The sequence below is a fragment of the Brevibacterium sp. JSBI002 genome, assembly GCF_026013965.1.
Taxonomy (GTDB): Bacteria; Actinomycetota; Actinomycetes; order Actinomycetales; family Brevibacteriaceae; genus Brevibacterium.
Genome location: NZ_CP110341.1, coordinates 1,693,289 through 1,713,893, shown reverse-complemented (window position 1 = coordinate 1,713,893; position 20,605 = coordinate 1,693,289). Strand labels below are relative to the sequence as shown.

20 protein-coding genes and 2 tRNA genes are annotated in these 20,605 nt (G+C 64.5%); 9 read left to right on the top strand and 13 right to left on the bottom strand.

Annotation, left to right across the window (positions count from 1 at the left end; translation table 11 throughout):
• Complete coding sequence (locus LJ362_RS07835) at positions 1-906, bottom strand: universal stress protein (protein WP_264801608.1); 906 nt, start codon at positions 904-906, stop codon at positions 1-3.
• A gap of 863 nt (positions 907-1,769) precedes the next feature.
• Here LJ362_RS07835 and LJ362_RS07830 point away from each other — a divergent pair.
• Positions 1,770-1,997: a hypothetical protein gene (locus tag LJ362_RS07830; RefSeq protein WP_264801607.1), complete on the top strand. Its 228-nt coding sequence runs from the start codon at positions 1,770-1,772 to the stop codon at positions 1,995-1,997.
• A 187-nt stretch (positions 1,998-2,184) separates the two neighbouring features.
• Positions 2,185-2,257, top strand: a tRNA-Ala gene (locus LJ362_RS07825).
• 103 nt (positions 2,258-2,360) lie between these two features.
• On the opposite strand, the gene LJ362_RS07820 is transcribed toward LJ362_RS07825, so the two are convergent.
• The 6 genes from LJ362_RS07820 to LJ362_RS07800 all read right to left on the bottom strand — a co-directional run bounded on the left by LJ362_RS07820 (position 2,361) and on the right by LJ362_RS07800 (position 7,837).
• The gene (locus LJ362_RS07820; RefSeq protein WP_320109164.1) at positions 2,361-2,627 is read right to left on the bottom strand and encodes an MGMT family protein; all 267 of its coding nucleotides are present in this window, start codon (positions 2,625-2,627) and stop codon (positions 2,361-2,363) included.
• The gene (locus LJ362_RS16915; protein ID WP_320109163.1) at positions 2,579-2,932 is read right to left on the bottom strand and encodes a hypothetical protein; all 354 of its coding nucleotides are present in this window, start codon (positions 2,930-2,932) and stop codon (positions 2,579-2,581) included. The genes LJ362_RS07820 and LJ362_RS16915 overlap by 49 nt, the downstream gene beginning before the upstream one ends.
• A gap of 63 nt (positions 2,933-2,995) precedes the next feature.
• Complete coding sequence (locus LJ362_RS07815) at positions 2,996-4,393, bottom strand: AlkA N-terminal domain-containing protein (RefSeq protein WP_264801605.1); 1,398 nt, start codon at positions 4,391-4,393, stop codon at positions 2,996-2,998.
• Between the two features lie 92 nt (positions 4,394-4,485).
• On the bottom strand, positions 4,486-5,511 hold the full coding sequence (locus tag LJ362_RS07810) for an arsenic resistance protein (RefSeq protein WP_264801603.1): 1,026 nt from the start codon (positions 5,509-5,511) through the stop codon (positions 4,486-4,488).
• Positions 5,512-5,525: 14 nt separating this feature from the next.
• Entirely contained in the window at positions 5,526-6,305 is a 780-nt protein-coding gene (locus LJ362_RS07805) for a YggS family pyridoxal phosphate-dependent enzyme (RefSeq protein WP_264801602.1), read from the bottom strand.
• A 41-nt stretch (positions 6,306-6,346) separates the two neighbouring features.
• Entirely contained in the window at positions 6,347-7,837 is a 1,491-nt protein-coding gene (locus tag LJ362_RS07800; RefSeq protein ID WP_264801601.1) for a PLP-dependent aminotransferase family protein, read from the bottom strand.
• A 107-nt stretch (positions 7,838-7,944) separates the two neighbouring features.
• Here LJ362_RS07800 and LJ362_RS07795 point away from each other — a divergent pair, with 107 nt between their 5' ends.
• A complete protein-coding gene (locus tag LJ362_RS07795; protein WP_264801600.1) occupies positions 7,945-8,640 on the top strand; it encodes a YczE/YyaS/YitT family protein in 696 nt (231 codons plus the stop codon).
• Between the two features lie 77 nt (positions 8,641-8,717).
• Here the strand turns inward: LJ362_RS07795 and LJ362_RS07790 are convergent, their stop codons facing one another.
• Entirely contained in the window at positions 8,718-10,091 is a 1,374-nt protein-coding gene (locus tag LJ362_RS07790) for a pyridoxal phosphate-dependent decarboxylase family protein (RefSeq protein ID WP_264801599.1), read from the bottom strand.
• Between the two features lie 193 nt (positions 10,092-10,284).
• Here LJ362_RS07790 and LJ362_RS07785 point away from each other — a divergent pair, with 193 nt between their 5' ends.
• The 4 genes from LJ362_RS07785 to LJ362_RS07770 all read left to right on the top strand — a co-directional run bounded on the left by LJ362_RS07785 (position 10,285) and on the right by LJ362_RS07770 (position 14,312).
• Positions 10,285-11,223 (top strand): TetR family transcriptional regulator C-terminal domain-containing protein, encoded by a 939-nt coding sequence (locus tag LJ362_RS07785; RefSeq protein WP_264801598.1) that lies wholly within the window; start codon positions 10,285-10,287, stop codon positions 11,221-11,223.
• Positions 11,220-12,131 (top strand): 3-keto-5-aminohexanoate cleavage protein, encoded by a 912-nt coding sequence (locus LJ362_RS07780; RefSeq protein ID WP_264801597.1) that lies wholly within the window; start codon positions 11,220-11,222, stop codon positions 12,129-12,131. The genes LJ362_RS07785 and LJ362_RS07780 overlap by 4 nt, the downstream gene beginning before the upstream one ends.
• A complete protein-coding gene (locus tag LJ362_RS07775) occupies positions 12,128-13,657 on the top strand; it encodes a 3-hydroxyacyl-CoA dehydrogenase NAD-binding domain-containing protein (RefSeq protein ID WP_264801595.1) in 1,530 nt (509 codons plus the stop codon). The genes LJ362_RS07780 and LJ362_RS07775 overlap by 4 nt, the downstream gene beginning before the upstream one ends.
• Positions 13,658-13,769: 112 nt before the next feature.
• Entirely contained in the window at positions 13,770-14,312 is a 543-nt protein-coding gene (locus LJ362_RS07770; RefSeq protein WP_264801594.1) for a YdeI/OmpD-associated family protein, read from the top strand.
• Positions 14,313-14,347: 35 nt separating this feature from the next.
• On the opposite strand, the gene LJ362_RS07765 is transcribed toward LJ362_RS07770, so the two are convergent.
• From LJ362_RS07765 to LJ362_RS07750, 4 genes are all read right to left on the bottom strand, one after another.
• Complete coding sequence (locus LJ362_RS07765; RefSeq protein ID WP_264801593.1) at positions 14,348-15,568, bottom strand: MFS transporter; 1,221 nt, start codon at positions 15,566-15,568, stop codon at positions 14,348-14,350.
• Between the two features lie 65 nt (positions 15,569-15,633).
• Complete coding sequence (locus tag LJ362_RS07760) at positions 15,634-16,986, bottom strand: GH1 family beta-glucosidase (protein WP_264801592.1); 1,353 nt, start codon at positions 16,984-16,986, stop codon at positions 15,634-15,636.
• Between the two features lie 159 nt (positions 16,987-17,145).
• Positions 17,146-17,502 carry a hypothetical protein gene (locus tag LJ362_RS07755; RefSeq protein WP_264801589.1) on the bottom strand — a complete coding sequence of 119 codons (357 nt, stop codon included), beginning with the start codon at positions 17,500-17,502 and terminating at the stop codon, positions 17,146-17,148.
• 117 nt (positions 17,503-17,619) lie between these two features.
• Positions 17,620-17,692, bottom strand: a tRNA-Ala gene (locus LJ362_RS07750).
• Between the two features lie 162 nt (positions 17,693-17,854).
• Between LJ362_RS07750 and LJ362_RS07745 the strand changes: the two genes are divergently transcribed.
• Positions 17,855-19,066 (top strand): NAD(P)/FAD-dependent oxidoreductase, encoded by a 1,212-nt coding sequence (locus tag LJ362_RS07745; protein WP_264801587.1) that lies wholly within the window; start codon positions 17,855-17,857, stop codon positions 19,064-19,066.
• A gap of 85 nt (positions 19,067-19,151) precedes the next feature.
• On the opposite strand, the gene LJ362_RS07740 is transcribed toward LJ362_RS07745, so the two are convergent.
• Positions 19,152-19,820 carry an alpha/beta fold hydrolase gene (locus LJ362_RS07740; RefSeq protein ID WP_264801586.1) on the bottom strand — a complete coding sequence of 223 codons (669 nt, stop codon included), beginning with the start codon at positions 19,818-19,820 and terminating at the stop codon, positions 19,152-19,154.
• A 56-nt stretch (positions 19,821-19,876) separates the two neighbouring features.
• Here LJ362_RS07740 and LJ362_RS07735 point away from each other — a divergent pair, with 56 nt between their 5' ends.
• Positions 19,877-20,599 carry an alpha-ketoglutarate-dependent dioxygenase AlkB family protein gene (locus tag LJ362_RS07735; protein ID WP_264801585.1) on the top strand — a complete coding sequence of 241 codons (723 nt, stop codon included), beginning with the start codon at positions 19,877-19,879 and terminating at the stop codon, positions 20,597-20,599.
• Positions 20,600-20,605 lie beyond the last annotated feature (6 nt).

Below are 20,605 nucleotides of genomic sequence, written 5' to 3'. Positions count from 1 at the left end.
TCAGTCGGTTTCGGCGGTGTGCAGTCGACTCACGGCACGTCGGGGCACGACCACGACCGGAACGGGCAGGACACGCAGCAGGCGGCGAGCCCGCGCACCGATCGCGACCTTGCCTCCGTGGCCCAAGCGGCTCGATCCGATAAAGGCGAGGTCGCCGGGCTGCCAGTCGATGGTCTCGGCGGCCTCTTCGATATCGGCTCCGGCCTTGGTTCTCACCGTCGCGCGGCCAGAAGCCAGCATCTCCGAAGCGTCGTCGGCCAGCACCGCTCCCCCGTACTGTTCGGCGAATTCGGTGATCTCGGCGACCTCGTCGTCATAGAGTCCGTCGTTCTCGATCAGGGACAGCAGCCTGAGATCGACTCCGAGGCCGACGGCCGATTCGATGGCCGCTCCGATGAGTGACGAGGCACCTGGGCGAGCACCGTAGAGTGCGGTCACCCGCGAGATCGGACCGATGTCGGATCTGCCCGACGGGGCGAGTATAACGGGTACCGTCGACGAGTGCAGCAGCGACGAAGCGACCGTGCCGATGCGCAGTTGGCGCATGAGTGTGGTGGCCCGTGCACCGATGATGATGCCCAGTGCGCCTTCCTGCTCGGCGACCTCCATGAGTCCCTTGGATTCGTTCGAGGCGATATGGATGCAGCCTATGGCGCGGATGTCATCGGGGATGAGTGCCAGCGCTTCGTCCAGCCAATCATCGATCTGCTGGGCCACGATCCCGGCCCCGTCCTTCGGCACGGCGCTGCCGGCGAGAATCGTCGATGATTCCGGACGGACGATGGTGACCACGAGCTCGACGTCGATGGACCGCGCGATCGAAATGGCCAGTGAGATCGCGTCCCGACCCCGATCCGTGGCGATGTATCCGACGACCAGACGTCTGGTGGTGGCGGTCTCTGACATCCTCAACTCCTCAAGCTGCGCGTCCGACTGATGCACGTCTCCTATGATTCTACGTCGGCCCAAACAGCACTTCGACCAACAGTTTCCACGAACCGTCTTTCTCACCCGAACAGACGAAGTGAAAATATTTGAGAAAATAATGAACAAAACTCCCACACACAATGAAAGCTGTGCTAAATTCGACAGTGCAATTACGGATTCGCAGACACCACCCTGATTGCACCTTGACAATAGCGGACGTTCACGCCGTCCCCACGAGATCCACGACCATGAAAGGAGAGCAGTTACGATGATGAATTTTCTTGCAGGCCCTGACTTTCGAACACCCTGGCATGAATACGCTGCCTGCCCGATTGGCGGACAAGGACTCGTCGGCTGACACAGCCGTCTCTCACGTCTTTTCCACCGGTTGGCTTCCGGCCACCGTTGTCCTCTGAGCCACCGGTTGCCTGATATCCGGCATTCTTCACGCCTGGCTTGTGTCCAGATCACTTTCGGCATCCCTGCTGTGCCTGGCACCGCCAGCTGCCGTACCTGATCCGGTCGCTTCACGCCGACATGTTTGAGTTCGGTCCGATCTGCTGCATTCCCGAGTGAGCGCCGTACCACCTGGCGACTTCCGCTCTGCGGCCGACCAGTTCGGATTCATTGCCTGTCGAATTCCGTTGCCATCTCAGTGAAGCTGTCATTTCAATGACCTATTGCCACATTGGCAATTAGCAGCCTTTGTCATATGCACCCTTATGCGGGCGATTCATCGTCATTGTCACGGCTTTTTCGGCAATTGTTTATCTGACCGTCATTCCGGGATATCTCCTGCCCATTTGCGGATATCCCCTGCCCGAAAACCACGAGGAAGAATTGTGTCCACCACATTCCCATTCACCTATCCACGACGCTGGGCCCTGAGCACCGGAATGAAGCTCATCCGGTGGGCACGCCGCCCAGCCCCGACACCCGAGACCCGCCGCCTGAAGGCAACCCGTCGTCAGCAGGCTCGCCTGCGCGTACACGCTCGCGAGCAGCGCGCACGTGAACTGCGCGAGCGGGATATCGTGCGCTACCTCAGCCAGGTCCGGCCGTTCATCTGAGACGCCGCGGAGAATCCTCCGGGGACAGCAGACTCGCCGTGGCCCGAGCTCATCGGACTCGGGCCTCAGGGTCGTCCCCGATCAGTGCCTGACCACGGGGTTTCCAACATTGCCAGCCTTGTGGTGAGCGTCACTTCCCGCCGATTTGGTCTCTCACCCACACGTGGGTAATATTGATCTGGCAAGCGGGGGTATGGCGCAGTTGGTAGCGCGTCTCCATGGCATGGAGAAGGTCAGGGGTTCGAATCCCCTTACCTCCACCGCTGAAGGGCGGGGATCCGAACAAGGATCCCCGCCTTTCTTGCTACCTGACGGCGGCCCAGCAACCTCGCGCCAGGTTGCTGGGCCGCCGTCAGGTAGTAATTAGGGGCGGGTTTCTAGGGTGAGGAGCTGGCGCTTCTTCTCTTCTCCCCAGGCGTAGCCGGTCAGGGATCCGTCAGCTCCGATGACTCGGTGGCAGGGCACGATGATGCTGATGGGGTTCTTTCCATTGGCGGCCCCCACCGCACGGGCCGCACCGGGTCGTCCCAGCATCTCGGCCAGTTCACCGTAACCTGCGGTGCTGCCGTACGGGATCTGCGTCAGCGCCTGCCATACCGAGCGTCGGAATTCCGTTCCCTTTGCTGCCAACGGCAGATCAAATGCTGTGCGCGGCCGGCGAAGTACTCCCCCAGCTGCACTTCAGTGCGGTGGAAGATCTCCAGATCGTCTTCCGGAGTCGGTTCGACTCCGAACGCTCTGTCGAGTCGAGCATCGATCAATTCGGAGACCTCCAGATAGAGACCAGTGAGATGGACGCCGTCGGAGGTGAGCAGGACCGGTCCCAGGTCCGTGTCGAGGATCGTCGTATATACCGGTGCCGAGGCGGTCGGCAGGTCGATGACGGCGGTGGGTTTCCGTGCGGTGTCGGGTTGGGTCGGAGTCGACGTGGTCATGTCTGCGTGTCCTTCGTGTCGGTGAGTGATGGGTCGAATCATTCGTTGGTCGGAGTCGGACTGTCAGGGTTCCGGGCTGCGGGCGTGATGTGCCCACAGGAGGTGGGTGAGGTAGGAGCGCCAGGGACTGCAGTTCATAGCGACCAGCGTCCAATCGGCAGGTGCCGCGGAATTCTCATCGAGATCGGCGATGGCCTTCTTCACGCCTAGGTCGGAGCCCATGAAGACGTCGGGATCTCCGAGTGCCCGCATCCGAATATAGCCGTTGCTCCACGGACCGATTCCGGGCAGTGCCAGCAGGTTCCGGCTCGCGTCCTCGCGGTCGCTGCCGGTGCCGAGGTCCACACTGCCGTCGGCCAACGCCTGCGACAGTGCGTGAATCGTCCGGATCCGACTTGCCGGCAGAGCCCAGTCCGATACGGGTATCGCGGCGATCGCCTCCGCGGTGGGAAAGACTCGGTCGACTCCTTCGAGCCTCAACTCCTTCGGCAGTGATTCTCCTGCCCCTGAGACAAGGCGTTCCAGATGGGTCCGAGCGGCGGCCAGGGAGATCTGCTGTCCGAGAACTGTGCGCAAGGCCAGTTCGACGGGGTCGCTGTGGCCCGGCGAACGAAGTCCCGGATGTTCGTCGACGAGGCGGCGCAGCCCCGCCGACCGCAGTGTATCGGCGATCGCCTCGGGGTCGGCGTCGAGGTCGAGGAGGCGCCGGACCCGTGCGACAGCGCTGCCGAGGTCGCGGGTGTCCGCCAATCGGAGGCGGCAGTCGACGAAGTCCCCGGCCCCTTGCCGCACCATGATCACGGCGGGACCGTGAGCCAGCCGCAACGAGCGGGTATAAGCGCCGTCCGAGACGTTTTCGATCCCGGCAACGGCTCTTGCCTCGAGATACCCGAGCAGATGCGAGAAATCGAACGGCGGCCGATATGCCAACCGGAGTACGACTTCGTCGGCCACCGAATGTTCGGCACCGGCTCTGCGCAGCTGTCGTGGGCTGATCGAATACATCGTGCGGAACGTGTCGTTGAACTGTCGGATACTGGAGAAGCCGGCGGCGAAGGCGATGTCGCTCATCGGCATCGAGGTTGCCTCGATGAGCGTCCTGGCAGTGCGCACTCGTTCGGTGCGGGCCAGCGCCAAAGGCCCGGCACCGAGCTCGGCATGGATGAGGCGCCCGAGTTGGCGAGTGCTGTACCCGAGTTCGGCGGCGAGGGTTTCGACTCCTCCGCGGTCGACGGCACCATCGCGAATGAGGCGCATGGCTCGGGCCACGACGTCACCGCGGGTGTCCCACTGCGGCGAATTCGGACTGGCATCCGGGCGGCACCGTCGGCAGGCCCGAAAACCGGCATCTGCCGCAGCCGCGGCGGTCACGAAGAAGTCTACATTCTCTCGGCGCGGAGTCCTCGCTGGACACGACGGACGGCAGAAGATCCCGGTGGTGCGCACCGCCGTGAAGAACATTCCGTCGAAGCGTCGGTCACGGGAAGTGACTGCCTGATAACACTGGTCGGAGGTGAACATAAATCCATTGTCCGCCCCGAGGAGAACCATTACTAGCGGTTTTCGGTCACGGCAGTCGCCGGCACCAGACGAGGGAGGACGCGCACGAGGACGATCAGAACGATCAGCTCGATGAGAGTCTGCGTCACGACCCCTGCAGGGCCGATTCCCTCCCCGGTGATCGCCCGCACGATCGGAAGCATGACCAGGGAGTTGCGCGTGACGGCGGAGAGGATCACAGCACGAGATCTCTGCGGACCGACGTGCAGAGCCCGGGTGACGCCCCACCCGATCATGGTCATCGCGACGGCGAAGACGGTGGAGACGACGGCCACGGTCCCCAACTGTCCGACGGAGCCGGCGATCATCGGGGTGACCGAGGCAGTGATGACGAGCAGGGTCAGCGTCATGACCGGATCCATCAGACGAGCGCTCGCGGCGAGGGGCCGCTCCAGTCGTGGCGTATGGCGGGCAAGTCGACGAACGACGACGGCAGCCGTAAGAGGAATGATGATGAACAGCACCAGTGCGCCGACAAGCGGGCGAACAGGCAGATCGATGCTCAGCCGCCCGCCGGTGACCGCCCACAGCATCACGGGCAGCAACAGCAGCTGAGCGATCATGAGCACGGGAGTGAGCATCAGCAGCCGATCGGCGGCGCCTCCCGCAGCGCGTGTGAACGCTATGACGTAGTCGATGCAGGGACACAGCAACACGATGAGCACAGCCGGCAGCAGCGGATCAGCAATGTCGAAGACCGTGATGAGACCGGCGACGACCAACGGGACGATGAGGAAGTTCAAGGCCGCCGTCACTGCGAGAAGAGGCAGATCGCGAACGGCTCGCAGTCCCGTTTCGAAAGGGATGTCGAGGAACGTGAGGAAGAGCAGGGCGATGAGGCACGGCGTCAGGGCGCCTTCTGCCAGGGTTGCGAATCCGGAGACTCCGGCACCGAGGATGACACCGAGCACGGCACCGCCGAACCACCAGAGCGTCTGCGTCGAGGGGTTGCGAACGGCGTTCGAACTCGTCTGAGCCGACGGCTTGTCACGTCCGGACTCCGGGCGAGAAGGAGGCACAGCCGATCGGCCGATCAGTCGGCTTCGGGCCAGTAGTGGGAGTCCGGCAGCGCTCGTCGACCGAAGATGGCCTGACCGACGCGGACGCAGTCTGCACCCTCTTCGATGGCCACTTCGAAGTCACCGGACATGCCCATCGACAGCCGCCCCGGACCGAGAAGGTCAGGATCGGTCTCGCGAACCCGGTCACGCAGACCGCGCAGAAGCTGGAAGCAGGGACGGACACGGTCGATGTCCGAGGAGAAGACTGCCAAGGTCATCAGTCCCCGGACCTTGAGAGTGTCGAATGCTCGCACCTCTTTGAGGAAGTAGAGAAGCTCTTCCGGGGGCATGCCGAATTTGGAGTCTTCGGAGGAAGTGTTGACCTGGACGTACACATCGAGGCTGCGTCCTTCCGCTTCGAGTCGCCGGTCGAGGGCTCTGGCGACCTTGAGTCGGTCGAGCGCTTGGAATTCGCTGGCGAACTTCGCCACGTCCTTGGCCTTGTTCGACTGGAGGTGCCCGATCACAGCCCAATCGATGTCGAGATCGGCCATCTCCTCGGATTTGCGGTGGGCTTCCTGAACCTTGTTCTCACCCAACTTCGCACAACCGGCGGCAACGGCGAGGCGGATGCGGTCCTGGGGTACGGTCTTGCTCACGGGAAGCAGCTCGATGTCGGTCCGGTCCCGACCGGCGCGTTCGGCGGCAGCGGCGATCCGGCGCTTCACCTCGGCGATATAGGCTCGGAAATCCTCGACTGTCGTCGCTGTCGAATACTGCCCATCGTGACTGAGTCCGCTGTCATCTCCCATACGGTCATCGTACTCAGGTTCCGGCCGCGTGCCCGTGGTGTTCACGCCACGATGCGGGCCCGGTCGGTCGGTCCACGTCCGCTCATCGACTTGGCCTCCTCCCAGGCCGCGGCCAGTCGCGGCCCCACCCGCTGCAGTTCGCTCTCCGTCACCGTATACGGCAGGCGCACCCACCGGTCGAGTCCACCGGCCGGGGCGAAGTTCGGCCCGGCGACGAGGCGGAGACCGTGGTTTCTGGCGGCGATCGAGAGTACCCCGGAACGCGCCTCCGGCAGTTCGGCCCACAGCGCCATTCCACCGGTTGGGACGATGAGCTTCCACTCGGGCAGCCATGACCTCACCTGCGCGGTGAGCATGTCTCGGGCGGCTCTGAGTCGGGATCGGCAGTCGGCGACGACAGCATCGTGGTTGGTCATGAGCTCGACAGTGACGAGCTGTTCGAGAACCGGTGCTCCCAGGTCGAGTCCGAGCCGGGAGGACGCGAAATGGCCTATCCGGTGGCGGGGAATGCGCATCCATCCGATGCGCAGTCCTCCCCAGTAGATCTTGCTCACACTGCCCACTGTCACCGAGTCCGGGACCAGCGCAGACATCGGGGTGGGCGTCCTGCCGCCGTCGAGCCCCAGTTCGACGAGGGATTCGTCGAAGATGGGGACGACTCGATGCCGGCGAAGGGCCTCCGCCAACTCACTGCGCTGGGCTTCGGGCAGCAGGGCGCCGGTCGGATTGTGGAAGTCAGGGATGAGATAGGCGCTGCGCGGACGCATCTGTCCCATGAGCTGCTCCACGGCGTCGATGTCCCAATGGTGCCCCTGAGCTCCGAACTCCAGCGGGTAGGTCACGAGAGCGGCGCCAGCGCCTTCGAGCGCGGCGATCGCATTCGGATAGGTGGGACTTTCGACGAGCACCCGCGAGGTCGACCGTGCCCCGCCGAGGCGCGCGGACTCATGCGGTTCGACGTCGAGGAGGGCGCGAACGGCGATGGCCGCACCGCCGAGGGCCCCGGAGGTGATGAGGATCTGATCGGGGTCGGTCGGGGCGCCTCGACGGGTATAGCGGTCGGCGATGATCTCCCGCAGGACCGGAAGCCCGGAAGGATAGTATCCGGTGCCGGGCAGGTAGGCACCCAATCGCGACAGTGCCCGGTCGTAGGCGTCGAGGATATCCGGAGCTGCGACCGGTGCAGTGCAGGTGAGGTCGACCTCCGACTCGTCGCCGCCGGCGGGTGAGAGCAGATGGTCGATGCGGCCGCCGGGGACGCTGGGCAGTTGAACGATGCTGCCGGAGCCGCGGCGGGTGAGGATGAATTCCTGTTCCCGCAGCTGAGAGTACGCCCGCCCCGTCGTCGTCCGCGAGAGACCGGACGCGGTTGCGAGTTCGCGTTCGCTCGGCAGCCTCGTTCCGACCGGGAGACGTCCGTCGGTGATCGCCGCGGCCACCGCAGCAGCCAGCGATTCGTATGCGGGTGCCTTCCACGGACCGTCGCCGATGATGCCGACGAGTCGTTTCGCGCCCAGGACCGGTGTGCTCATGGTTCTGACCTCATAGGACCACTTTCCTGCAAGTGGCTATTTCGCACAAGACCAATTTCGGTCATGATGGAATCGTCCCTCCGATCGCACCCGCAGAAAGCCACCACATGACGAAGATGAGAGCCCCGAAGCGACAGCTGGCCAACGTCGGTCCCATCGCACAGCTGCGCGGCGGACGGCTGTGGCGGCGTCTCCCCCAGCTGATCCTCGGTCTCTACCTCTTCGGTGCCTCGATGGCGATGATGGTCAACGCGGGCTTGGGCATGATGCCGTGGGACGTCCTCCACTCCGGCATTCAGAATCACGTGCCGCTGACGTTCGGAACCATCATCACGATTCTCGCGTTCCTCGTGCTCCTCATCTGGATCCCGCTGCGCCAGCAGCCGGGCATCGGCACGATTCTCAACGCCCTCCTCGTCGGGCCGGCGCTCGACCTCACCCGCATGTTCCTGCCCCGGCCCGAAGAGCTCGGGTGGAACATCGCGCTTATGGTCACTGGCGTCGTCCTCAACGGGGCCGCCTCGGCGATGTACATCGGCTCCCAGTTCGGGCCGGGCCCCCGCGATGGGCTGATGACCGGTCTCTCCCGCGTGACCGGACGTTCGATCCGTCTGGTCCGCACCCTCATCGAAGTCAGCGTCGTCGCGGTGGGCTGGCTCCTCGGCGGAGTCGTCGGCATCGGCACGGTCCTCTACGCGTTCGGGATCGGCCCGATCACCCAGGCTCTGCTTCCCGCCTTCACCGTCGAACTCCGTCCCCGGTCGAAGCCGACGACCACCGCCGAGGATGTCCCCGAAGACTGAGCTACGGTCGCCTCTGCGCGGCCCTCAGACGATCGAGGACCTCACTGCAGGACGGACCAATCATCCGACGCGTCCATTCACTCCATCGAATCGAGGATGTCGGTGAGATCGTCGAACGTCGTCAGCGGATTGACGATCGCGAATCTGGCATTCGGCCGCCCCTGGTGTGAACTCGGGACGACGAAGGCGCGCTGGTCCTCGAGCAGTCGATCCGACCACGCGTCATAATCCGAACGCTGCCAACCGTCACGTTCGAAAACGACCACCGAGAGTTCCGGTTCGCGCACGAGCCGCAGATGCTCACGATGCTTGATCTCAGTGGCGATCTCACGCGCAAGATCGATCGAATGGCCGATCGCCTCCCGATAGGTTTCGGCACCATAGCTGGCCAGCGAATACCACAGCGGCAGCCCGCGCGGCCGTCGCGTGAGCTGGATGGCGAAGTCCGAGGGGCTCCAATCCTGAGCGTCGGTGAGCGTATCGAGATATTCGGCCTTCTGTGTGTGCGCTCGCCGTCCCGAATTCGGATCGCGGTAGATGAGCGCACAAGCGTCGAAGGGAGCGAAGAGCCATTTGTGAGGGTCGACGATGAGCGAATCGGCCTTCTCCACTCCGGCGAATTTGTGGCGTGCCTGCGGGGAGAGCATCGCGGCCAGACCGTAAGCGCCGTCGATGTGGAGCCAGAAGTCGAATTCGTCCTTGAGAGCGGCGATGCCGGCGATGTCGTCGATGGTGCCGAAATTCGTCGTCCCCGAGGTGGCGACCACCGCGATCACGGCGTCCCCGTGTTCGAGCAGGGCCTCACGCACACCGCCCGGACGCAGGATCCCGTCCTCGCCGGTGGCCACAGGGGCGATATCGACATCCATCACCTCGGCCGCGGAGGCGACCGAGGAGTGGGCTTCGGCGCTGCACACGATCACCCAGCGTCCCGGCCGAGTCTCACCGAGCTTCTCCTTCTGTGCGTTGCGGGCGGCGACGAGAGCTGAGAGGTTGCCGATCGTACCTCCTTGGACGAATACTCCCCCGGCTCCTGCGGGCAGCCCGAATTCTTCCGCCAGCCAGCGCAGGACTTCGTTCTCGGCATGGACGACGCCGGCGCCTTCGAGCCACGATCCGCCGTAGAGAGCACTGGCGGAGACGACGAGATCGAAGGCCACAGCAGCCTTCGTCGGAGCACTGGGAATGAACGACAGGTACTTCGGGTGGTCGGTGGAGATGCAGGCGGGTGCGAAGATGTGTTCGAAGATCGCCAGCGCCCGAGCCGACCCCAGCCCCTCCTCGGTGACGGTGGGACCGGCCAGCCGACGCAGCTCGGCTTCGGACGTCGGATGGTCGAGCGGAGTGTCCTCGGCAAGAGTCCGACGACGCGAATACTCGAGCACGAGATTCACGAGGTTGCGGGTCTCATCGGAGACGACGTGCATGCGGGAATGAAGACTGTCGGTCATAGGGGCTCCTCGGCGCGGTCGATGGTGATGGGGATCGCCCACCGATAACGAGATTAACCGCACAGAGCCGATCTGTGGTGCGTCGGACGGTTCGGATCGCTGCTAATTCCTCTTCATGATCACTGATCGCAAGTTCTGATTTCTATTCATATTTCCTTGCGAACGGACTCGGTGCTGAGGTAGGTTCGGCACCATGGCAGGAGGGCAGACGACCGACGTCCGGGATCTTTCCCGCGGCAAGATCGGCAAGAGCTCTGAGGCGACCGGACTCCGCGTCCGGGAGGCCATCCGACGATCCGGACTGAAGCAGCGCAAGATCGCCTCGGTGATCGGCATCGACGAGACGAAGCTGTCCAAGGCGCTGTCCGGTCGCCGCCGCTTCACCGCCGATGAGCTCCTCGGCGTGGCCACCGCTACGGGCGTGACGGTCCGGTGGCTGCTCGGCGACGAGTCCCAGGTCTCCGCGCTGCCGCCGAACTCAGCGGCAGCGGCAGTCGGCGACGACGACGCCAACCCGAAACGCACGATCGCCGAGGCAGCGTGGACGCTGTTCGGCCGGTTAGGTTTCGACGCCGTGCGCATCGCCGATATCGCGGCGGCGTCCGGGGTCTCTGCTCCGAGCATCCATTACTACTTCGCCAACAAATCCGAGCTCTTCGATGCCGCGCTCGACTATTCGGTCAAACTCGCCTTCGACCGTCAGATCGCGTGGCTCGACGACATCGCGGATCCCGCGCAGAGACTCGAACGTCTGCTGAAGCTGCAGTCGCCACTGGGGCGCACGGAACGCGGCGAATGGTCGATCTGGCTGCAGACGTGGTCTCGAATGGCCCTCGACGGTTCAACCCTGTCGAACTATCCGCTCAGCTACGAACGCTGGTCGCGCACCGTCCAGACGACGCTCGAGGACGGTCAGCGCACCGGCTGCTTCCGTGCCGGTGATCCTCGCGCCATGGCCGACGAGCTCACTTCTCTCCTCGACGGACTCGGCATCAAGGTGCTCACCGGGGTGATGGACACCGAGATCTTCTCCCAGCGCCTGCGCTCCTACCTCGACCGCGCCATCATGCGTCCCCACAACCCACCACCCACAACCGCCACATCCGCCGATCGACTGAAGGAGTCATCATGAATCGCAAGGTCATCCTCACCTGTGCCGTCACAGGCGCCGGAGACACCACCGGCAAGAGCGAGCACGTTCCCGTCAGCCCCGAAGAGATCGCGAACGATGCCATTGCGGCGGCCCGCGCCGGGGCATCGGTCGTCCACATCCATGTCCGCGATCTCGAAACGAAACAGGGTTCGCGGGAGGTCGCATACTACCGTGAGGTCGTCCGTCGCGTCCGCGCCGCCGACGTCGATCCGGTCATCAACCTCACCGCCGGGATGGGCGGCGACCTCGTCATCGATCCGCAGGATCCGCTGACGACGATGCCGGGCACCGATCTCATCAACGCTCTCGATCGACTCCCCCACGTCGAGGAGCTGCTGCCCGAGATCTGCACGATCGACTGCGGCAGCCTCAACTTCGGTGAGGGGTCGAACCTCTACGTCTCGACCCCGGACATGCTGCGCGAAGGCTCGAAGCGCATCAAGACCCTGGGGGTGCGTCCGGAACTCGAGATCTTCGACACCGGCAATCTGTGGTTCGCCAATGTGCTGGTCGAGGAGGGGCTCATCGACGCTCCGCCTCTGTACCAGCTGTGCATGGGCATTCCCTATGGTGCCCCCGCCGATCCGGGCCTGCTGTCGGCGATGGTGAACATGCTGCCCAAAGGAGCGCAGTTCACGTCGTTCGCCATCGGCGCGAACCAACTGCCGTGGGTGGCGCGCTCCGTGCTCGCCGGGGGCCACGCCCGCGTCGGGCTCGAGGACAACCTCTACCTGTCCAAGGGCGTCAAGGCCACGAACGCCGACCTCACGGCACGTGCCGTCGACATCATCGAAAGCCTCGGTGCATCCGTTGCCACCTCGGACGAAGCTCGCGAGATCCTCGATCTGCGCGTACAGACACCGACCATCACCGGAGGCGATCTGTGACCGGTTCCACCCCCGCCGCGCCCATTCCCAACGCGCCGGAGTTCCCCGACTTCGGCTCGATCGACTCCGTCTCCTGCGTCGGCGCAGGAACGATCGGCGGCGGCTGGGCCGCCTATTTCCTCGCCCAGGGTTACCGGGTGAAGATCTGGGACCCGGCTCCGGCCGCCGGCGACAAGTTCGCCAGGCTCCTCGACGCGGCCTGGCCGGCCTTGGCCGAACTCGACATGGTCGAGTCAGCCGACCGCACCGCCTGGTCGATCCACACCGACCTCGCCGAGGCGGTCGCCGACACCGGATTCGTCCAGGAGTCCGCACCCGAGGACCTCGCGCTCAAGCGCGGACTGCTGGCCCGGATCGACGAGGTGTGCCCGCCGAACATCGTGATCAGCTCGTCGACCTCGGGATACAGCATGACCGAAATGGCCACCGAGGCGGCCCACCCCGAGCGACTCGTCGTCGGCCATCCGTTCAATCCGCCCTACCTCATCCCTTTGGTCGAGGTCGTCGGCGGCCAGTCCACCTCGGCTGCGGCTGTCGACTGGGCGGCCGGCTTCTTCAGCCATATCGGCAAGTCCGTCATCCGCATGGACCGCGAAGTCCCCGGCTTCATCGCCAATCGTCTGCAGGAAGCTCAGTGGCGCGAGGCCCTGTACATGGTCGAGCAGGGAGAGGCCACGGTCGAGCAGATCGACCGCTCGATCACCGATGGCCCCGGTCTGCGGTGGCCGTTCCAGGGACCGATGCTCACGTTCCACCTCGCCGGCGGCGAGGGCGGAATGGCGCATATGCTCGACCATTTCGGACCGTCGCTGAAGTCTCCGTGGACGCGGCTGACCGCCCCTGAACTCAGTCAGCAGCTGCGTGATGATGTCGTGGCCGGCTGCGATATCGAGGCCGGTGACCGCTCCATCGCCGACCTCGTGGCTCATCGTGATGCCGGAATCATCGCCCTTCGTCGACTGACCGCGTCTCTGCCCGCCGCCGCGACAGGTTCCGGTCGCGATGAGATTGCCGACGGCCAGGTGGGCTCTCCTTCTTCCTCCGCCGCTCCCCCACCGTCTGCATCGATGGCGCGGACCGCCTCGGCGAGGATACTCGGTACGTACAGCACCGAAGTCGTTCCCGAATGGATCGACTACAACGGGCACATGTCCGAGGCCTTCTACGTCCTGGTGTTCGGATTCGCCACCGATCAGGTGATGGATCAGCTCGGCCTCGATGCCGCCTACCGGGAAAGCGCGGAAGCGTCCCTGTACACTGTCGAATCCCATATCCGCTACCTCGACGAGGCGGCCCTGGGCGACCGCCTCACCGTCGTCCCGCACCTCGTGAGTGCTGGTGAGAAGAAGCTGCACCTGGCGTATGAGATGTACGTCGACGACCGCCTCGTTTCGACCGAGGAGATCATGGCCCTCCATGTCGACCAAGCGGAGGACCGAGTCGTGCCCTTCCCACAGGCTGTGACCGAGCGGATCGCGCAGATCGAGACGAGCAGCCCCGACTGGGTCGGCCGTTCGATCGGCTGAAATGCGTCAGGAATCAAGAAGCCGACACAGCCTCGTGCCACTATTCTGAAAGTCATCGCTTCGGTCGAATCCGAGTGTCCAGACCCGATCATCCGTTCTCTGAGGAGTCACCATGACCACCACGACTGCCGACGTCACTTTCACTGCGAACGCCGAGCTGCTGGGCGACCGCCCGATTCTGCGCCTGCCCCAGGAGGCCAGCGATCAGCTGCCCTCACGCGGACAGGTCGCCGTCAACGGCACGCTCGACGGCACCGGGTTCAGCACTGTCATCGAACCTGACGGTCGACGTGGCCATTGGATCAGCCTCGATGACGACCAGTGGGAGACCCTCGGGGCAACAGAAGGAGCGGAGGTCGAGGTCGGTCTGACTCCGACGAAGAACTGGCCGGAGGTGGCGGTACCATCGGACCTCCGTGCGGCTCTCGATGGTGCCGGTGATCTCGACGATGTCTGGGCCGGGCTCACCCCGATGGCTCGCTGGGAATGGGTGCGCTGGATCAAGTCGACGAAGAACGCCGATACACGTGCACGCCGTGTCGAGGTCGCAATCTCGAAGCTCGAGTCCGGCAAGCGTCGTCCCTGCTGCTTCGACCTGTCCTCGTGCACCGACCCGGAACTGTCCAAGAGCGGAAAGCTGCTCGGACTGTCCTGAACTGACAGGAATCTGACCGACCCGCCCGGCACCGGTCAGTCCGGCTGCGGAGCTCGCAGCACCGCGCGTGACGAGTGCACCGTGAGCGTGAGTCCCGCCCCCAGTACGGAGACGACCGCGGCGGCCGCGAAGAGGAGCCAGAACCCGCCGACCAGTGCGACGAGTCCGGCGCCCAGGAGCGGGCCGATCAGCTGCCCGAGGTTCGCAGAGCTGTTGACGAGGCTGAGATCACGGGCGTGATCGTCCGGGTCGAGCAGCAGATCCGTGGCCAGCGCGAGGCTGACCGCCATATAGGCTCCGTATCCGGCGCCCATAACTCCGGCCGCCACCGCTGTCATGGTGAAGCTCGGGCTGATGAGGATGATGATTCCGGAACAGGCCTGGGCCAGGGCCGAGATCACCGTCCAGAAGCGTCGGCTGCCTCGTCTGTCCGTGACCATGCCGACGAGGATCGAGGCGGCGACCACGAAGACTGTGTAGATGACGATGAGGATGAGCAGGCTGTTCTCGGCGTCTGCGGCGGGGATCATGATCCCGTAGAGCAGGAAGAACAGCAGCAGCGACGTTCCGAACGCATTGCCGACGTTGACGATGAAGCGGCTGATCAGCAGCCGGGTGAAGCTCGGGTCGACGAGTGAGGATACCCGTGGCCGGATGAGCTCGCGACGGGCATGGAATTGGAGAACGGCGGCATGCGGCAGCGGCCGGTCGGGCAGCAGCATCGCAGTGGCCGTGCCGACGACGAGGATGAAGCAGGCCAGTACCACATAGGACGCGCCGGTGCTCAGACCCAGCAGGACGATCGCGGCGACGCCGACGACGACGCCGACGGCTTGAGCCGAACTGGCTGCGGCCGAGGCCGCGCCGCGCTGATCGGCGAGCTGATCGGCGATGAGCGCGGTCAGCGCCGAAGAAGCCACGGACACGCCGACCGAGGTGACCACCCACGCTGCCCCGACCGACAGGGGTCCCTCGGCGCTGCCGGTGAGCACGAGTCCGAGTGCGGCGAGCACCGATCCCCCGATCGCCCAAGGACGTCTCCGGCCGTACCGCGACCGGGTGCGGTCGGAGAGCCGACCGGCCACGGGTGCGGCAGCGATTCCGGCCAAGCCTCCGGCCGAGAGGACGAGTCCGGACCAGACGACCCCGTCGATCCAGTGCCCGCTCTGAGTGTCGAGCTGCAGCGGAAGCAGCAGTTGGATCGGGGTCAGCTGGACCGTCCAGATCGCCAACCATGCGAGCGTGAACCACACCATCCATCCGAGCGATACGTGTGCTCGCGTAGCGGAGTCGCCTCGGTGAGGCGGCGGGCTGACCGTACTCATGGCCGGACCGCGGAGATGAGGTCCCGATACCAGCGGAAAGAGGCTTTCGGCGTCCGCATTCCGGTGTTCATATCGACGTGGACGAGCCCGAAGCGCTGACTCCATCCGTCAGCCCATTCGAAATTGTCCAACAGCGACCATACGGTGTACCCGTCGATGCGCAGACCCGCTGCTTTCGCATCGATCACCGCGCCGAGGTGGTCGCGCAGAAAGTCGATCCGCTCGGAATCTTCGATCTCCTCGTCCGTGGTGTCCGGTTCGGGGAACGACGCCCCGTTCTCGGTGATGATGATCGGCGGCAGTGCGGACCCGTAGCGTCGACCCATATCGATGAGGAAGTCGCGCATCGTATCCGGACGGATCGGCCACATGGGACCGAACCCGGTCACGGTCGCTCCGGGGGTCGGCACCATCTCGAACGGCACGGGTCCTGCCGAGGCACGGACCGTGGTCGGATTGTAGTAGTTGAACCCGTAGACCTCATTCGGTGCGGAGATGAGGTCCATATCGCCGTCGGCCATCGGCAGTTCCACGCCGAAGCCGCTGAGGTCGGGATATTGTCCAGTCAGCAGGGGGTCAGCGAAAAGGCGGTTGTGAATCACATCGAGCAGCCCGGCCGCTGCCTGGTCCTCGGACGTCTCGGAGGCGGGGAGGATGAGGCTGTGGTTGAACGTCGGAGCGGCCTGAACTGCGCCGTACCCACGCAGTATCGGAGCGGCGATCCCGTGAGCCAGCAGCTGGTGGTGGACGGTGGGCAGGGAATCGAAGAGCAGTGTGTGTCCGGGTGCCAGTTCCCCCAGCGCATAGCCCTGCAGCGATGTCGATGCGGGTTCGTTGATCGTGTACCAGTGACGAACACGGTCACCGAGGCGTCCGGCAACCACCTGCGTATAGTCACCGAAGCGGTGGGCTGTGTCACGGTTGAGCCATCCGCCGTCTGCCTCGAGTGCGACCGGCAGGTCCCAGTGGTAGAGCGTCGGTTCCGGTGTGATCCCGGCGGCGAGCAGTCCGTCGACGAGGCGGTCGTAGTAGTCGAGACCGGCCGAATTCACCGAGGCGTCCGTCCCGGCACTCGGGATCACACGGGTCCATGAAATGGAGAACCGGTACCGGTCGACACCGAGGTCGGCAAGCAGCCCGATGTCGTCAGCGAAGCGGTGGTAGCTGTCGGGACCAGGCTCGGCAGTGCTGCCGTCGATGATGTTGCCGGGCGTGTCGACGAAGTCATCCCAGATGCTGCGGCCGCGACCACCCGCGCTGCGCGCCCCTTCGATCTGGAAGGCGGCCGTGGCTGCGGAGAAGTGCATTCCGGCCAAAGCCCCGACATTGCTTGGAAGATTCCCCACCATGAATCGAATATGTCACGGTTGGTCAGGGCCTGCAACAGATGATCCTGAACCTGGCAGATGCGGCTTCGCTCTGCGAGGACGACGGGGGCGGCAAGCAGGGGCGCCCTGACTGGTCAGATCAGTACAGATCGCAGCTGAAGGGTCTGGAGCGCAGGAGATTCAATCGGCTTCAGCGGCGATCGCCGCCGATGCCCACACGAGCGGGATCTGCAGAGGCAGTCTCGCACAGGCGATGGCTCGCCCCTTCGGATTGTCCCACTGCTTGATCACTGTGTAGATGTTGGCCGGGAAGACGCCGACCATGAGCGCGGCAGAAGCGACACCGCCGAAGCGCCGGGTCGTCGGGTTGGCTAACAATCCTGCACAGCCGAGCTCCGCGATGCCGCTGGCGTAGGTCCAGAACCGCGGGTTGCCTAACCGAGGCGGGACGATGGAGTCGAAGAGGTTGGGTCGTGAGAAGTGGGCAACGCCGGCAAGACCCAGAATGCCGGTCATGACTGCCGTCTTCGTGTTCATTCCACGTCCGTCCTGACTCTGTGCACTTCGACGCGTCCCCTGCCCCAGAGCCTGGCCCCGAATGCACGAGATCCACAACACAATATAAGCCGTTGAACGAGTCGACGGGGAACTGTGTGGAGCTTAGGGGAATCGAACCCCTGACCTTTTCATTGCGAACGAAACGCTCTACCAACTGAGCTAAAGCCCCTTTTCGCTTTCAGTTTACGCCTGCACCCGGTTCTCAGCCAAAATCGCACGGGCCGTGTGCGACCTCGTGAGGCACAGTGTGTCACCAGGTTCGGGGTCGGTGGAGCCACTTGATCTCGGCGAGTACAGTCGAAAGAGAGTCCCCTCTACGAAAGGACCGACAATGGCAGAAGAATTCGGAACAGTAGTCATCGGCGCCGGCCTGGCAGGAGGCACCGTGGTCGAATCGCTGCGGAATGCCGGTTACACCGCTCGGATCGCGCTCATCGGCACCGATCCCGCGGCTCCGTACTACCGCCCGGACCTGTCGAAGAAGGTGATGATCGAGGGGTCGGATCCTGCCGACTCAGCCCTCCGCGGAGAGGACTGGTACTCGGCCCACGACGTCGAGACGTTCTTCGGCACCTCGGTGAACTCGATCGACACAGATGCTCAGACCGTCACCCTCGACGACGGCGGAGAGCTGTCCTATGGTCAGGTGATCCTTGCGACAGGATCGGTGCCCCGGACACTCGATGTCCCCGGCGCTCAGCTGGGCAATATCCACACTCTCCGCGACTCCGGGGATGCGGTGGCCATCCGGTCCCAGTTCGGCGAGGGGAAGAAGGTCGCGATCATCGGCGGCGGCTGGATCGGCCTCGAGGTCGCAGCCGCAGCGAAGTCCCACGGCTGCGATGTCACGGTCATCCTCCACACCGATGCTCCCCCGCTCTCCGGTGTCCTCGGGCCGGAACTCGGAGAGTACTTCGAAGACCTGCACCGAAAGAACGGAGTGAACTTCCTCAAGGACGTGGACACGACAGCCTTCACCGGTGACTCCGCGGTCGAGGCCGTCGAAACGTCCGCCGGAAGTGTTCCCGCCGATCTCGTCGTCATCGGAATCGGCGCGGATCCCGCCGTCGATCTGGCCTCCTCGGCGGGTCTGACGACCGAGAACGGCGTGATCGTCGACGAACAGATGCGCACCTCCGACGGCAGCATCCTGGCCATCGGCGATATCGCGAATGCGCAGAACCTTCTGCGTGGTGAACGTCTGCGCGTCGAACACTGGGACAACGCGGTTCGCCAGGCCGAGGTCGCGGCCTCGACGATCAGCGGCGGGACCAAGTCCTACGACCGGCAGCCGTATTTCTACACCGACCAGTTCGACCTCGGCATGGAATACGTCGGTCGCGGCGGATCCGAGGATGACGTCGTCATCCGCGGAGACAAGTCCAGCGGCGAATTCATCGTGTTCTGGCACCGAGGCGGCAAGGTCACCGCAGCCATGAACGTCAATGTCTGGGACTACGGCGACGAGCTCCGCGCCCTCATCGGCAAGGAAGTCAGCGCCGATCGTCTCGCCGACGACCAGGTGCCGGTCGGCGAACTCTGATTCGGGCTGGCTCCGACTCCGAGGGTATCCGAGCCGAGCCGACGCGCCAACGAACGATGACTCTGCGGGGTCGGTGATCCGAATGTCACCGGCCCCGCGGTTTCCGTGCCAGCGCTGCAGTGACGAATTCCCGCAGGTGTGCCGCAAACGCCGCCGGATGGCTGCGGTGCCAGTCGTGGCCCATTCCCGGGACGAATCGGAGTTCGGCTCCGTCGATGCCTTCCGCCAGCTGCCTGGCCGCAGGTCTGTTCGCGATGTCCCGGGTCCCGCACCACACCGCGGTCGGCACCCGCACTTCGCCGAGGCGGCCCCGCAGATCGGCGGCTTCGACTGCCGCGTACATGGCCAAGGTCTCGGTCTTCGTCGAACCGTATGCTCCGAACGCCGCTTCCGGCAGTCGGATGGAGATCTGCCACTGCAGACGCATCATCCATTTCGGGGGTCTGACCTGTCCGCCGGAGAGAATCAGCGCGTCGAGTGAGCCGGGTGCTGCTCTGGCCGCGACCACAGTGGCCACCATCGCTCCCAGAGACAGTCCGCAGACCACGGTCGCTGTGTCCTCATCGACCGATTCCAGAACCCGATCCGCCGCAGCAGACAAGTCGAACATGCCATCGTCGATGACGCCGAGCTCGCCGAGGTCGATCGCCTCGCACGACCAATCGCCAGGCAGCCCGGCGATCACGTCGTCCCAGACGGCGGCACGCTCACCGGCGCCGTGGAGGAAGATCAATTGCGGACTGGCTGCGTTCATCGTGTCTCCTCGGGTCTCGTGACAATTCTAGAACCAGCTCTGGCATCCTGGTAGACATGGATTCGCTCTTCGCCGATGAGGCCTTCGACCGTCGACCGACAATCGTCGCCCCCGGCGCGGTCTGGGTACCGGGCTTCCTTACCGCGGAGGCGCAGCAGTGGATCATCGCCCGCTATGCCGATTGGCAATCCGGTCCGGTTCCGCCCCATGCCACGACGATCGCAGGCCATCCGATGAGCGTGACGACGATCGGGCTGGGGTGGCATTGGCAGCCCGGGCGCTACGACCGCCGAGCCGTCGACGTCAACGACAAGGTGGTGCTGCCCTTCCCCGATTGGATGACCCGTCTTGGCCGCCAGGTCCTGGAGTCCGCAGTCGCTGTCGTCGAGGACGCACAGGATCTCCCCCCGGGGACCGCCGCTGTCTGGGGCTTCGACCCTGCCGACTACCACCCGGATGTAGCTCTCGTGAACTACTACGACGAGCACGCGAAGATGGGTATGCATCAGGACAAGGACGAATTCGACCCTGCCCCGGTCGTCTCTCTGTCATTGGGCGATACATGCCTCTTCCGGTTCGGGAACACGGAGACCCGCAACCGTCCCTTCGAGGATCTGCGATTGGCGTCGGGTGACGCCTTCGTCTTCGGCGGCCCTGCCCGCTTCGCCTACCACGGAGTCAGGTCGATCCAGTCGGGAACCGCACCGGACGCGGGAAGGTTGAACCACCTCGGCGGAGGCAGGATCAACATCACGATGCGCACGACCGGACGGGACTGAGCCCAC

Bases quoted from the DNA above. Each gene is read 5' to 3' on its own strand.
- LJ362_RS16915 (WP_320109163.1), bottom strand. From the start codon at position 2,932: ATGACCACGTCGACTCCGACCCAACCCGACACCGCACGGAAACCCACC.
- LJ362_RS07745 (WP_264801587.1), top strand. From the start codon at position 17,855: ATGGCAGAAGAATTCGGAACAGTAGTCATCGGCGCCGGCCTGGCAGGA.
- LJ362_RS07835 (WP_264801608.1), bottom strand. From the start codon at position 906: ATGTCAGAGACCGCCACCACCAGACGTCTGGTCGTCGGATACATCGCC.
- LJ362_RS07805 (WP_264801602.1), bottom strand. From the start codon at position 6,305: ATGGGAGATGACAGCGGACTCAGTCACGATGGGCAGTATTCGACAGCG.
- LJ362_RS07795 (WP_264801600.1), top strand. From the start codon at position 7,945: ATGACGAAGATGAGAGCCCCGAAGCGACAGCTGGCCAACGTCGGTCCC.
- LJ362_RS07800 (WP_264801601.1), bottom strand. From the start codon at position 7,837: ATGAGCACACCGGTCCTGGGCGCGAAACGACTCGTCGGCATCATCGGC.
- LJ362_RS07815 (WP_264801605.1), bottom strand. From the start codon at position 4,393: ATGTTCTTCACGGCGGTGCGCACCACCGGGATCTTCTGCCGTCCGTCG.
- LJ362_RS07755 (WP_264801589.1), bottom strand. From the start codon at position 17,502: ATGAACACGAAGACGGCAGTCATGACCGGCATTCTGGGTCTTGCCGGC.
- LJ362_RS07765 (WP_264801593.1), bottom strand. From the start codon at position 15,568: ATGGTGTGGTTCACGCTCGCATGGTTGGCGATCTGGACGGTCCAGCTG.
- LJ362_RS07785 (WP_264801598.1), top strand. From the start codon at position 10,285: ATGGCAGGAGGGCAGACGACCGACGTCCGGGATCTTTCCCGCGGCAAG.
- LJ362_RS07780 (WP_264801597.1), top strand. From the start codon at position 11,220: ATGAATCGCAAGGTCATCCTCACCTGTGCCGTCACAGGCGCCGGAGAC.
- LJ362_RS07770 (WP_264801594.1), top strand. From the start codon at position 13,770: ATGACCACCACGACTGCCGACGTCACTTTCACTGCGAACGCCGAGCTG.
- LJ362_RS07760 (WP_264801592.1), bottom strand. From the start codon at position 16,986: ATGGTGGGGAATCTTCCAAGCAATGTCGGGGCTTTGGCCGGAATGCAC.
- LJ362_RS07790 (WP_264801599.1), bottom strand. From the start codon at position 10,091: ATGACCGACAGTCTTCATTCCCGCATGCACGTCGTCTCCGATGAGACC.
- LJ362_RS07735 (WP_264801585.1), top strand. From the start codon at position 19,877: ATGGATTCGCTCTTCGCCGATGAGGCCTTCGACCGTCGACCGACAATC.
- LJ362_RS07740 (WP_264801586.1), bottom strand. From the start codon at position 19,820: ATGAACGCAGCCAGTCCGCAATTGATCTTCCTCCACGGCGCCGGTGAG.